The 12882-nt window shown below is 71.5% G+C and carries 9 protein-coding genes and 1 pseudogene; 3 read left to right on the top strand and 7 right to left on the bottom strand.

Annotated elements, in window-relative coordinates; all coding sequences use genetic code 11:
* Nucleotides 1-22 precede the first annotated feature (22 nt).
* The 4 genes from O7624_RS20165 to O7624_RS20150 all read right to left on the bottom strand — a co-directional run bounded on the left by O7624_RS20165 (nucleotide 23) and on the right by O7624_RS20150 (nucleotide 5397).
* Entirely contained in the window at nucleotides 23-1657 is a 1635-nt protein-coding gene (locus O7624_RS20165) for an ABC transporter substrate-binding protein (protein ID WP_093404958.1), read from the bottom strand.
* Nucleotides 1658-2082: 425 nt separating this feature from the next.
* Nucleotides 2083-3267, bottom strand: coding sequence for a thioester domain-containing protein (locus O7624_RS20160; protein ID WP_282236882.1), 1185 nt, complete (start codon nucleotides 3265-3267; stop codon nucleotides 2083-2085).
* Nucleotides 3268-3445: 178 nt separating this feature from the next.
* Entirely contained in the window at nucleotides 3446-4132 is a 687-nt protein-coding gene (locus O7624_RS20155) for a response regulator transcription factor (RefSeq protein ID WP_093405465.1), read from the bottom strand.
* Complete coding sequence (locus O7624_RS20150; protein ID WP_093405467.1) at nucleotides 4132-5397, bottom strand: ATP-binding protein; 1266 nt, start codon at nucleotides 5395-5397, stop codon at nucleotides 4132-4134. Before O7624_RS20150 ends, O7624_RS20155 begins: the two co-directional genes overlap by 1 nt.
* 172 nt (nucleotides 5398-5569) lie before the next feature.
* On the opposite strand from O7624_RS20150, the gene O7624_RS20145 reads away from it, so the two are divergent.
* The 3 genes and pseudogenes from O7624_RS20145 (at nucleotide 5570) to O7624_RS20135 (ending at nucleotide 9260) form a co-directional block, all read left to right on the top strand.
* Nucleotides 5570-7402 (top strand): PspC domain-containing protein, encoded by a 1833-nt coding sequence (locus O7624_RS20145; RefSeq protein WP_282236881.1) that lies wholly within the window; start codon nucleotides 5570-5572, stop codon nucleotides 7400-7402.
* A pseudogene (locus tag O7624_RS20140) lies at nucleotides 7399-7581 on the top strand (hypothetical protein); the annotation flags it as partial. The gene O7624_RS20145 and the pseudogene O7624_RS20140, both read left to right, overlap by 4 nt.
* Nucleotides 7582-8012: 431 nt before the next feature.
* Complete coding sequence (locus O7624_RS20135; RefSeq protein ID WP_093404954.1) at nucleotides 8013-9260, top strand: phosphatidylserine decarboxylase; 1248 nt, start codon at nucleotides 8013-8015, stop codon at nucleotides 9258-9260.
* A 205-nt stretch (nucleotides 9261-9465) separates the two neighbouring features.
* Here the strand turns inward: O7624_RS20135 and O7624_RS20130 are convergent, their stop codons facing one another.
* From O7624_RS20130 to O7624_RS20120, 3 genes are all read right to left on the bottom strand, one after another.
* Entirely contained in the window at nucleotides 9466-10413 is a 948-nt protein-coding gene (locus O7624_RS20130) for a CDP-alcohol phosphatidyltransferase family protein (RefSeq protein ID WP_282240686.1), read from the bottom strand.
* A 376-nt stretch (nucleotides 10414-10789) separates the two neighbouring features.
* Nucleotides 10790-11683 (bottom strand): NUDIX domain-containing protein, encoded by an 894-nt coding sequence (locus tag O7624_RS20125; protein ID WP_282236880.1) that lies wholly within the window; start codon nucleotides 11681-11683, stop codon nucleotides 10790-10792.
* Between the two features lie 148 nt (nucleotides 11684-11831).
* The gene (locus O7624_RS20120) at nucleotides 11832-12779 is read right to left on the bottom strand and encodes an NUDIX hydrolase (protein WP_093404949.1); all 948 of its coding nucleotides are present in this window, start codon (nucleotides 12777-12779) and stop codon (nucleotides 11832-11834) included.
* Nucleotides 12780-12882: the final 103 nt, after the last annotated feature.

Here is a 12882-nt window from a genome sequence, read left to right as displayed (position 1 = left end):
GGCAGGATCAGGAGTCTGAAGCTCAGTTCTGCTTCAGCGAAATCGCACCGTAGTCGGCATCCGAGACGGCGTTCCAGACGAACTGGTCGACGTTCTCGCTGTAGACCGCGCCAACCTTGTTGAACCACATCGGGATGACCGGCAGGTCCTCGCCGAGGATGTCCTCCGCCTTCTGGTAGGACGGGATCGCGGCCTGGATCGAGTCGGCCGAGTCACCCTCCTTCATCAGAGCGTCGAACTCCGGGTTGGTGTAGCCCGAGTTGTTGCTGCCGGCACCGGTGCCGTACAGCGGGTAGAGGAAGGTCTCCATGAACGGGTAGTCCGGACCCCAGCCGAGGCGGAACCCACCGGTGAACTTCTTCTGGTCCGCGGTCTCGAGGTACTCGGCGAACTGCAGGTTGACCTTGAGCTCGTAGTCGATGCCCAGGGCCTCCTTGATCTGGTCACCAACCGCCTGCAGCCACAGGTCGTGGCCGGCACCGGCGTTGGCCCACAGGATCAGCTTCTCACCGGCCGGCCAGCCGCCGGCCTCGGCGAGCAGCTGCTTGGCCTTCTCGACGTCCTTGGTGCAGTACTTGCAGACGCCCTCACGCGCACCCTCGAAGGTCGGGGCCACGTAGCCGGTCGCCGGGGTGAACCGGCCGTCGAAGACCGCGTCGATGATCGACTGACGGTCGATCGACAGCGACAGCGCCTGACGGATCCGCTTGTCCTTGAAGGCGTCCTGGTACAGCGGCATACCGACGTAGGTGAAGCTGTCACCCGGCTGCTCGTACATCCGGTCGCCGTACTGCGCCTGGGCCTCCTTGTAGCGGGCCGGGGGCAGCGTGTAGAGCACGTCCAGCTCGCCCGCCTGGAAGGCGGCGTAGCCGGCGTCGATGTCGGCGAAGATCCGGTACTCGATGCGGTCCGGCTTGCCCGGCTCACCCTTCCAGGTGTCGCTACGGACCAGGTTGATGGCGACGTTGTGCTGCCAGCTGCCATCGATCTTGTAGGGGCCGTTGCCGATCGGCGTCTCGTTGCACTTCGCGATGTCGTCGACGCAGGCCTGGGCCATCGGGAAGAAGCCCGGGTAACCGATCGTGGTCGGGAAACCGGAGAACGGCGCGTCGAGCTCGACGGTGAAGGTCAGGTCGTCGACCTTCTTGAGACCCGACATGGTCTCGGCGGTCGGCTCCGGAGCCTTCTTCGGGCCCTCGCCGTCCGGGTCCGCCGGCGCCACGTCCGCCTTACCGGCGATCCGCTTCATGAAGTAGCCGTTGTTCTGGGCGTTCGGCCCGTAAGCGGCGTAGTTCCACGACCGGAGGAACGCGTCGGCGTTGACCGGCTCACCGTTGTCGAAGGTGTAGCCGCTCTTGAGCTTGATCGTCCACAGCTTCTGGTCGGTCGACTCGACCGACTCGGCCAGGTCCATCTCGACCGCCGAGGTCTCGGCGTTGTACTTGACCAGACCGCGGTACAGCTGACGGATCACGTACAACGACGGCTCGTCGTCGCCGCCGGACGGGGTCAGGAACGCCGGCTCGGCGTTGTACACCCGCAGCGTGCCGCCGGACTCGCCGGCCGGCTCGTTGTCGTCGCCACCGCTGCTACAGGCGGTAGCCAACATGGCGGTGGCGGTCGCCGCGACCGCCACCTTCAGGAATTTCCCGCGCATGGGAGTGCCTCCTCAGGGCGCTCGGCTCACGAGGGGGTTGTGAGGTGCCTGCAACTGTGACACCCGATGCGCCCAGGCGGGAAGGCGTGTTATCAACCCGATACCCGCCCGGGACGGTGCCGACATCGACCCACAGGCACCACTCCGGCGCGTTGGAGGCATGGTATGAGCTGCTCGTCAACCACATTTCCACGCTCGGCCGACCGTCGGATGACGCGGGCCCGACGACTCCGCGAACCCGCCGGAGCATCGACGTGAATCCCGCCACTCCTTCCGCAATCCTATCCGAAAGTATGAGTCTGATTCCAGACCAGCGGTCGATCGTCTTGGTCGGCTGACGGACTCCTGCCCCCCAAAAGCGGTCCGACCCCGAATCCCGCGTTGCTGCGGAATCCGGGGTCGGACGTGGTGTCGCGGCGTGGTGATCAGGCCGTGAAGTGGATCCTGCGACGACGCAGCACCAGGACGGTGACCGCACCGGCGACCAGGAGCACCAGGCCGGCGGCGATCGCGGTGACGATCGGCGCACCGGTCAGCGGCAGACCACCGTCGTTCGAGGCCGGCGAGGTGGACGGGGCGGGACTCGCCGGCGACTCCTCGGGAGTGCTCGGCGTCGGCTCCGGCGACGGGGACTCCGTCGGGGTGGACGGCGTCGGCTCCGGCGTCGTCGGCTCGGGGCTCGGCTGCGGCGCCGTGAAGGTGGCCTTCGCCTCGGCGGTCACCGTGGCGCCGGTGCTGCCGCCCAGGATCAGCTTCTGCGCCGCCTTGGGCCCGGTGTAGAGGAACACCCGGCCGAAGGAGACCGAGTCGGCGGCGGACGCGGTCACGCTGACCTCGCCGGCTTCCTCGGTCGTGAGCCAGAACTGGCCGCCGTTGTCGGTCGTGGTCACGGGCGCGCCCTCGGCGTCGACCGCCGACCCGCCGGTGACGGCCAGCGTGATCTCACCCGCCGGCCCCGTCACGGTGAACGGACCGGCCTTCTCCCCGACCTTCGCGGTGGCGGTGGCCGGATCGATGCTCAGCTCGGCCTTCGGCTCGGGCTGGTCGGTGGCATTCGCGACCAGATAGTCGTGGACCTTCTTGATCACTGCGTACCGCTGCTTGTTGATCAGGCCACGCCCGGCGGCCCAGTCACCGAGTTCGATGCCGTCGCTGAAGTGCCACACGGCGGTCTGGGTACCGAAGTAGAGCAGGTTGCGGCGTACCTTCGCGTCCGTCCCGGCGGGCACGGTGGCACCGGCGGCGGCCAGCAGCGCGGCGGAGTCGGCGTTCGGGTACCCGTGGGTCAGCACCCACTGCACCTTCGCGAGGTTCTTCACCTGGGACTCGTCCCAGGTGCCCTCCTGGTACTTGCCGTTGATCGCGACGTTCGTGTGGTAGTCGATGCAGAAGGCCGGAAGCTGCTTTCCGTCGATCTTGATTGCCAGTGCCGAGGTCCGCTTGACCTTGCCGTCGAGCAGCAGCTTGACGGTGCTGTCCGGCACCGACTTCGCCACGCCGGTGGCCGGGTCCTCGGCGGCGGCAGGGGCGGCGGCACCGAGCGCCAGCGCGCCGCCGGTGACGGCCGCGAGCGCGATCCGCGCCCAGCGCCGTCCTCGTTGTCCGATCATGATTTTCGTGCACCTCTCGGGCAGGGAGTGACCCGCGTACGCGCGGGTGGCCGGAGTCGCCGTTCCCGCGGGATGAACGGCATCCGCACGCAAGGAAAGGCGAGGGGCATTATTGACCGCGACTTGATCACATGTCACGCCCTGCGGCCTGATTAGCCGCTTATGCCGAGAAGGTCGGTTATACCAAACGCCGGTCCGCCGCCCAGCGGGACAGCTCGTACCGGTTGGACATCTGGAGTTTGCGCAGCACGTTCGAGACGTGCGTCTCGACGGTCTTGATCGAGATGTAAAGCTCCCGGGCGATTTCCTTGTACGCGTACCCCCGGGCGAGCAGCCGCAGCACCTCGCGTTCCCGGTTGGTCAGCTGGTCCAGTTCCGGATCGGCGACCGGGGCGTCCGGCCGGGCGGCGAAGGCGTCCAGTACGAAACCGGCCAGGCGCGGGCTGAACACCGCGTCGCCGTCGGCCACCCGCCGGATCGCCGCGGCCAACTCGTCCGGCGAGATGGTCTTGGTGACGTAACCACGCGCACCCGCCCGGATCAGCCCGATCACATCCTCGGCCGCGTCGGAGACGCTGAGTGCCAGGAAGCGGACCTCGGGATGGCTGCGCCGCATCGCCTCCAGCACCGCCCGCCCACCACCGTCGGGCATGTGCACGTCGAGCAGGACCACGTCCGGTCCGGTGGCCGCGATCCGGCTGACCGCCTCGGCCACCGTGCTCGCCTCGCCCACCACCTCGACGTGCGCACCGAGTTCGGCGCGTACCCCGGCTCGGAACATGGCGTGGTCGTCGACCAGGAACACCCGCAGCCGTCCGGGCCCGGTGCTCTCCGGCTCGACCGGTGGTGTCGACTGCTCGGCCATCATTTGTCCCTCTCCGCAGTGGCCGACTCCCGGGCGATCGGCAGGATCAGCCGGACCTCGGTCCCCTCTCCAGGCCGGGAGCGGATCTCCGCCCGGCCACCGTGCCGTTTCATCCGCCCGACGATCGAGCCTCGGACACCGTGCCGATGGTCCTCCACCGTATCCGGATCGAACCCGACACCCCGATCCCGTACGAAGACACTTACCTGTTCGGGCTCGACCTCGGCGTAGAGCGAGACGGTCTGCACCCCGGCGTGCCGGGCGGCGTTCACCAGCGCCTCGCGCGCCGCGGCCACCAGCGCGCCGACCCGCTCGTCGGTCTCCCGGTCGCCCACCACGACCGCCTCCACGGTGATCGCGAAGGTGTCCTCCACCTCGGCCGCGGCCTGCTCCAGCGCGGCGGCGAGGCGTTCGGTGGGTGACGCGGTGGGCTTGTAGAGCCAGTTGCGCAGCGAGCGCTCCTGGCCCCGGGCGAGCCGCTGCACCGTCTTGACGTCGCTGGCGTTGCGCTGGATCAACGCGAGGGTGTGCAGCACCTGGTCGTGCACCATGGCCGCCAGTTCGGCCCGCTCCTGCTCGCGGATGCGCCCCTCGCGCTCGGAGCGGAGCTGGTTCCAGGTGCGCCAGAGCACCGGCGCGGCCACCACCCCCACACCCGCCAGCCCGACCGACGCGAAGATCACTCCGTTGATCACGGCGTCGAGGTTCTGCGCCGGGGAGTAGACCGCGGCCACACCGATGATGCCGACCGCGACCAGCACCCCGCCCCCGACGAAGCGCAGCACGAAGGCCCGCCGGTCGCTCTCCTCTATCACCGCGCCGAGCCAGGGCACCGGCATCGACTCGCCCCACTGCCGTCGCCGCTCGGGCGCGGACTGGTGCCAGATCACGCCCGCGCCGACCGCGATGATGGCGACCAACCAGCCCGCCGTGCCGGCCGCGCCGACCGAGTCGAAGACCATCACCTGGATCAGCAGTACGCCGAGCCCGATGGCCACGAAGGGCAGCAGCTGGCCGACATCGCGGCGCGGCGGTACGGCGTTGTCACCGGGTCGCAGCGGCACGACCGCCCAGAAGGCGGCATAGAGCAGCAGACCCAACCCGCTCAGCCCGAGCAGCACCATGAAGGCGATCCGGACCCGGACCACCGGAACTCCGAGATGCTCGGCGATGCCGGCGGCCACCCCGGCGGCCATCCGGTGCTCCGGGGCGCGGTAGAGGCGGGGTGGTTGACTGATGCTGCTGATCGCGGGCTCCCTGGTCAGGACTGTCGAGCCGGACGAGAGGCGAGGATTTCCGGCGCCGATCCGATCGTCACACGCGGCGTGGCCGCCCGACCACGGGGACGCCCCCGACATTCGGGCCGGTCGGATCTCAGGGTGGGGTCAGGGTCGCTTCCGGAGGCCGCTCGGGCATCGGGCGCAGCAGGATCGAGGCATGACCGACGACGCTGCCCAGCCGCACCGGCCGGGGCCGACCGAACCGGAGTCGACGCCTCCGGCGGCCACCGGGCCGGCCGTACCCGAATCCCCCGGTGCCGAGGCGGACGGCCCGGCCGCACCGGCCGACGGGCGGGCGCCCACCGGTGGAGCGGCGTGGGACGACGCACCGCCGCCCGTTGCCGCCGCGCCACCGCCCACCGGCGGAACGGCATGGCACACCGCGCCACCGTCCGCCGGGCCGGGGGGGCCGGGCGGACCCGGAGGGCCGGGCGGACCCGGGGAGTCGGGCGGACCCGGGGGGCCGGGCGGACCCGGGGAGTCGGGCGGACCCGGGGGGCCGGGCGGACCGGGCCGACCCGGCGGGCCAGGGTGGTGGGGCGGGGCCGGTGCGCCGCCGCCGGGAGGCGGCCCGGGCGGGCCGTTCGGCGGCGCCGGCTTCACCTCGCGGTACGGGCTGGTCCGGCCACGCGAGGGCCGCTACCTGGCGGGCGTCTGTGCTGCCGTCGGTCGAGCCACCAACACCGACCCCGTGCTCTGGCGGGTGCTGTTGGCGGTCCTGGGCTTCTTCGGCGGTGTCGGCATCCTGGTCTACGTCGCCGCCTGGTTGATCATCCCGGGCGAGGGCGACACCGCCTCGCCCATCGAGTCCATGCTGGGCCGTGGGCGTTCCAGCATGTCCCCGGTCACCGTGATCGTCCTCGGCGTGGTGGTGGCGGTGGGCTTCGGCTTCGTCGTCACCGACGCCTTCCGCGCGGTACTGCTCGGCGCGGCCATCCTGGTCGGCGGCGCGCTGCTGCTGAATCGTCAGCAGCGCGAAGCCCGACCCGAGTCGGCCGTACCGGGTACGCCGGACGCTGGTGTCGGCGCGAGTCCACCTCCGCCACCCGGTCCGGTGCCGCCGGTCAGCTATCCCGGGCCGACCGCCTATCCGGCCGCGTACCCGGAATTCGGCCGGACCACGACGGTCGCGCCGCCCGTCTTCCACCCAGCCGGCCCGACGTCCGGCGTTCCCTCGGCACCGTCGGTGCCGGGCGGGCCTGAGGAGCCAACCATGCAGTTGCCGACGGCGTCGGCATGGCCGACGAGCGCCGCCGCGGCGGGCCCGGCGGTCACCCCACCGACCTACCGTCCCCCGTTCGCCCCGCACGGCCCTTACGCCGGGCCGCCGAAGGTGGCCCCGCCGCCACCGCCCAAGTCGAAGCCGCCCCGCAAGCCACGGGAACGATCGGCCCTGGGCGCGGTGACCTTCTCGTTGATCTTTGTCGCGTTGGGGCTGGTCGGCGTGCTCGACCTGCTGGACGTCTTCGAGATCGGCGCGTCGGCCTACTTCGCCGCGGCACTCGCGGTGATCGGCCTCGGCCTGCTCGTGGGTACCTGGTTCGGGCGGGCCCGCTGGCTGATCGCGCTCGGGCTGGTGACCGCCGCCGCCCTGGCCGTGGTCACGGTCGTCGAGTCCTACGACCGGGTACGCGGGGTGGACGGCGCGGTCACCTGGGCACCGACGAGCCACCGCGACCTCGCCGTCCGGTACGAACAGAGTTTCGGCGACGCGGTGCTCGACCTGCGGGCGATCGACTTCGACCAGCAGGAGACGGAGATAACCGTCGCCATCAACTTCGGTGAGGCCACCGTGGTGCTGCCACCGAACGTGGACGTCACGGCGGTGACCCAGGTGACCGCCGGTGACGCGAACGTCCTCGGCCAGCGAACGCAGGGCATGGACAACCGGCCCGTTGACGTCGTCGATCTGGGTCCGGACGGCGCCGGGGGCGGCAAACTGCGCCTCAACCTGCACGTCAACGCCGGACACATGGAGGTGACCCGGTGAGGACCCACCGCACCGACCTGGTGTCGTTCGCCTTCGGGCTGCTCTTTCTCGCCCTCGCCGCCTGGTGGCTGCTCGCCCAGGTGCTCGGTCTCGTACTGCCACCGGCCGGCTGGTTCCTGGCCGGCGGACTGATCCTGGTCGGCGGGCTCGGCCTGATCGGCGCCCTGCGTTCCAGCCGATACAACGGTCGGCCCGCACCGGCCGACACTCCCGACGACACCGGCCGGAAAGAATCCGCACCGGACGCCGCGGAGAGCGCCGCCGATCCGCTTCCGGGCCCGGTGAGTCCCGACACCCCGACGGACGAGCCGGCCCCGGTCAGCTCGGCACGGGCGGCCGACCCGGATCCGCAGGTGGACCGCACGCTGGATCTGTTCGGCGGGGCGGACGAGACGCCACCGCCCGGACGGCAGGGGCGCGACGCCTGACCGTGCGGCCACTGTCGCTCGCCGCCTATGCTGGCCGGTGTGCTCCCGCCAGCGCTGGCCGGCCCGCGCCGCAGGGCAACCCCGCGGGTCGTCGGCGCGCGGGCCGTCCGTGGCCGGGCCGACCTCGCCGCCGGCGGTGACCATCGCGTCAGTCGCCTCTACCCGTCAGGAGCCCGTTCGACATGACCCAGTCCCCCGCCGTGCGTACGCCCGACCGATCCGGTCCGGTCCGCCTCGGCGAGCGCGCCGCCCGTACCCTCGTCTCCGAGCTTGCCCGGATCAACGAACCGAAGGCCGCCCTACTGGTCGGCGCGGCTCCGGAGTCCGCGGTGCTTACCGCGGCGATCGAAGCGATGCTGCCCGGCGACACCCTCACCCTGGTACCCGCCGAACGGGTCAGCGCCACGGCGCTGCGGGAGCACGTCACCGCCCAGGGCCGCTGGGTCGCCGAGCGGGTCCGGGTCGTGGACAGCCTCGCCGAGGCGGAGGCCGCTGCGGTGGTCATCGCCGCCGAGGCGTTCACCGGCACCGCTGACGAGGCCCGCACCACCATCGGGACACTCACCAAGTACCTGGCCGACGGCGCGGTGCTCAGCGTCGCCACCGCCGTCGCCCGGACCGCCGGCGCAGCCGCCGAGTTGGACCGGCAGGGCGCGCTGTACGGCGTCGGCAACGACCTGGTGCTGCTCAACAACCCGCCGGTACGCGTGTACCGGCTCCGCTTCACCCCGGCCGAGGCCGCAGCGGCCGAGCGGCTCGCTCCCGCGTACCGGCCGTCGAGCGTGCCGCTCAGCCGCGACATGCACATCGACTCCAACGGGGTCGCCGCCGCCGGCATCGCCCTCGGGCTGGCCGCGCTGACCCGACTGGCCCGACCGAAGTCGAAGCTCTGGCTGCTGCCCGCGCTGGCCGCCGCGCCGGTGGCGGCCTTCTTCCGGGACCCGCAGCGGGACGTGCCGGAGGACCCGTCGGCCGTGGTGGCCGCCGCCGACGGACAGGTGTTGTCGGTGCAGCGCCTGACGGACGAGCGCTTCGGCGACAGCGAGTTCCTCCGGATCGCTGTCTTCCTGTCGGTGCTGGACGTGCACGTCAACCGCTCCCCGGTGGCCGGCAAGGTGGTCGACTACTTCGTCGCCGACGGCGGGTTCGTCAACGCGATGAAGCCGGACGCGGAGCACAACGTGGCCGCCTACACGGTGTTGGACACCGCCCACGGCACCGTGGTGGTGGCCCAGCGGACCGGCCTGATCGCCCGCCGGATCGTGCAGCGCGCTCCGATCGGCGCGTTGCTGGCCCGGGGCGAACGGTTCGGGCTGATCCGCTTCGGCTCGCGTACCGACGTCTACCTGCCGGCAGAGGCCGCGGAGCCGCTGGTCGGCCCGGGTGACAAGGTGATCGGTGGATCGACCGTGATCGCCCGCTGGCGCTGACCCGGTAGGCGACCGCACGCGGGTCGCGGCCGGCACGCGGATCTGGGCCGGCACGCGGGTGGGCCGGCACGCGGGTTGCGGCAACCTGGGCCCCCAGCCGGCCCGGAGGCCGCGACATGCCGCGAGTTGGGTGCCGCCTGGCGGAGATGGGGCGAAGAGAAAGGGGTGTCGCGGCTTGGCCGCGACACCCCTTTTCAGCAGCGGGTCAGACGATGGTGCGACGCTGGCGCAGCCAGAGCACCGGACCGCTGACCAGATATCCGACCACGATCAGCCCGAAGGTGAGCCGGACGTCGATCAGGGCGCCGATCACCGGCGCGAGCCAGACCCACGGCGGCAGCTTGACCAGGCGGGCGAGCTTGGCGTAGGGGAAGCTGCTGACCATGGTGAAGGCGAGCAGGGCCACCCCGGCGATCTGCACCGCCCCCGGCACCGGCATTCCGATCACCACCATCAGGGCGAGCACGGCAGCGGCCATGGTGGTGGGTACGCCGGAGAAGAACCGTCCGTCGCTCGGCGAGACGTTGAACCTCGCCAGCCGGATGGCGGCGCAGGCGGCGACGAGCGCGGCGGCCACAGCGGCGGCGGCCGTCGGCGCGGAACCGGCCAGCGACGCGTAGACCACCACGGGTGCGGCGAGACCGAAGGAGCACATGTCGGCCAGCGAGTCCATCTGGGCACCGAACGGGCTGGACACCCCGAGCTTGCGGGCCAGCGCGCCGTCCAGGCCGTCGAACGCGACGCAGGCGATCAGGAGGAACGCGGCCAGCCGCACCTCACCCTGCATGGCGACGAAGATCGCGTTGATGCCGAGCAGCAGGCTGGCCAGCGTGCAGGCGTTGACCAGGGCGAACTTCATCCGCCGGGCCGGGGTCCGCTCGCCTGGCAGCAGCGGCGCCGGTGTCGCTGTCGACGCGTCCAGCGCCGGAGCCGGCGCAACGGGTGGGTTGACCGTGACCGGGCCGGCCAGTGGGCCGACCGGGGCGATGGTCTCCATCCCGGTGCGGCGGGACCGCCGGAGGCCGTATCGGCGACGCGGGCGGTCCTGATACCGGGGCTCGGGCAACAGGTCGGTCGCGCCGTGCATCTCCGCACCTCGGCGGCCGACGCGGACCAGCAGGACCTGGCGGGCGAGGGTGCCGCTGCGGCGCAGCGGGCCCGTCCAGCTTCGCCCTGCGGGACGCGGGCTGTCAGTCGTACGACGCCGGCGCCATGGGGCTCTCGGCACGTTTCCTCCATCACCGGATCGGCTTACCGCAACGTGGCGGGCGTCCGGCTGTCTCGTGCCGGACCTTCCTGGCCCGGCAGCCGTTTTGCGGAGTACACCATCGCACAGGGGGGTGGGGAATGGCGATAGCTGCCGGCGGTACTTATATCTCCCTTAACCGCGCGAACCGCCGTCTTATTCCCATCCGGGACACCATCGCCCGTTTTCTACGCCTGCCCTGCCTTGACTGTACCGGAGGTCGTCCGCCCCGGCTCGGTGGCGAGATCGGCCCGACATGGTCACCGTGGGTTCACCTGGACGGCTACAGGACCATCACCGCGATCTCAGTCAACGGAAGATTCCGCAGCTCAACTGGGGTGAACCAGGCGGCACGAGCGGTGGAGCCGCCGGCCAGTTCGGTCACCGCCGGTTCGGTCGGCAGGTCGACCTCCACCCGGTAGACGACCCGGATGCCGTGCCAGTCGATGGGGTATCCCTCCGGGCCCAGGGCCGCCGGATTGTGCAGGTTGTCCACCCCGATCAGCCCGGTCACCCGGCCCAGTTGGCCGGACTCCTCGACCAGCTCCCGTAGCAACGCGGTGACGGGTTGTTCACCGTGATCGGTGCCTCCACCGGGCAGGTGCCATCGGCCCGCTCCCGGGTAGCCCTCGGCGATCATGGTCAGCAACACCCGTCCGTCCGGGTCGGTGACCATCCCGTACGCCCCGAAGCGCTGCCGGCGATTGGTCCCAGGGCCGGGGAACGGCTCTCGACGGCGCAGGGCATCGGAGGGCAGCGGAACGACCGGCAGACCGAGAGCTTCGGCGGTGAACGGCAGCAGCGGCAGCTCGGCCGCCTCGTCCAGGGTCAGCCAACGGGCCAGGTCGGTGCTGCCGTCGCGCTCGGCACACAACCGTCCACCGATCGTCGCCACGTCGAACAGCATCCGATCGGTGTGCAGGGCGACCCCGAGCTCCGGGTACGGCACCACGTCAGCGACGACCGCGCGCAGCCCGCTCACCTCGACGGTCAACCCGGTCTCCTCGGCGACCTCGCGGACCACCGCGTGCGCGGGATGTTCGGCGTGTTCCAGTCCACCGCCGGGCAGCGACCACACCCCGGGAAAGTCCGCCAACGAGGAGCCCCGCACCAGCAACACCTGCCGCTCGGCGTCCCGCAACACGCCGTACGCGCCAACCCGCCGCACCCGCTCCACAACCCCACGCCCCCGTCCACCACCGCGCCCGCGCCACCGCGTCCTGCGGAACAGCGTCGATCATGAAGCTATCGCCGTCGCCAGGCTTGTCGGAACAATAACTTCATGATCGACGCGCGCACGTACCCAGGCACGATGCGTGGGTGGGTCAGGTCAGCTGGGCGGCTTGGACGGCTTCGGCGGTGACCTCGGTGAGGCGGTCGGTGGGCAGGGCGCCGAGTTCCTCCCGGGCGAACCAGCGGGCCTCGCAGGTGGAGCCCCCGACGTCACCGACGGTGGGCGGGGCCGGCTGGTCCACCACCACCCGGTAGAAGGCCCGCACCCCGTGCCAGTCGATCGGGTAACCCTCCGGGCCGAGCGAGGCAGCGTCCCGGTGACTGGCCACCCCGAGCAGCCCGACGAGCCGCCCGGTCTGCCCGGTCTCCTCGACCAGCTCCCGGATCAGCGCCGCGCCCGGCTGCTCGCCGTAGTCGGTACCGCCCCCGGGCAGGTGCCAGCAGCCGGCACCCGGGTAGCCGTCGGAAACCCGGGTCAGCAGCACCCGACCTTCCGGGTCGGTCACCACGGCGTACGCGGCGAAGCGCTGCGCCCGGTGCAGCCCGTCCGGGCCGGGCACCGCGTAGAAGGAGGGGAACTCCGGCGGCTCGTCCGGCACGATGTCCGCCGACGAGGCGGGCAGCCCGAGCGCGCGGGCGGTGAACGAGCGGAGCGGCAACCGCGCCGCCTCCTCCCGGGTGAACCAGCGGGCCAGGTCGGTGGGTCGGTCGACCCGGTCGGTGAGCGAGCCGCCCCGGACCGACACCCGGTAGACCAACCGGTCGGTGTGGATGGTGATGCCCCGCTCGGGCAGTGCCCGCATGTCGGCCAGCACGTCGTGCAGGCTGGCGACGGCCACCGACAGGCCGGTCTCGGCGGCGGTCTCACGGACGACGGTGTGGTGCGGGTCCTCGCCGTGGTCGACCGCCCCGCCGGGCAGGGACCACGTGCCGGGGGTGCCGGAGCGCTCCGATGCGCGGACCAGCAGCACTCGGTCTACGGAATCAGTACAGACTGCGTATGCCGCGATCCTGCGCAGCGGCTCCAGCATGGTGGTCACGGAGCCAAATTCTCCCCGCCACCCGTTACCGACGCGGAAAAGAGTCGGATTCCTGACTGATACCTCGCCCCTGAGACAGGGTTCAGGGTAGGGATCCGGGCGG

The sequence above is a fragment of the Verrucosispora sp. WMMD1129 genome (assembly GCF_029581255.1).
Classification (GTDB): Bacteria; Actinomycetota; Actinomycetes; order Mycobacteriales; family Micromonosporaceae; genus Micromonospora; species Micromonospora sediminimaris.
The sequence above is the reverse complement of the archived record's forward strand: the minus strand, read 5'-3'. Positions and strand labels throughout refer to the sequence as shown.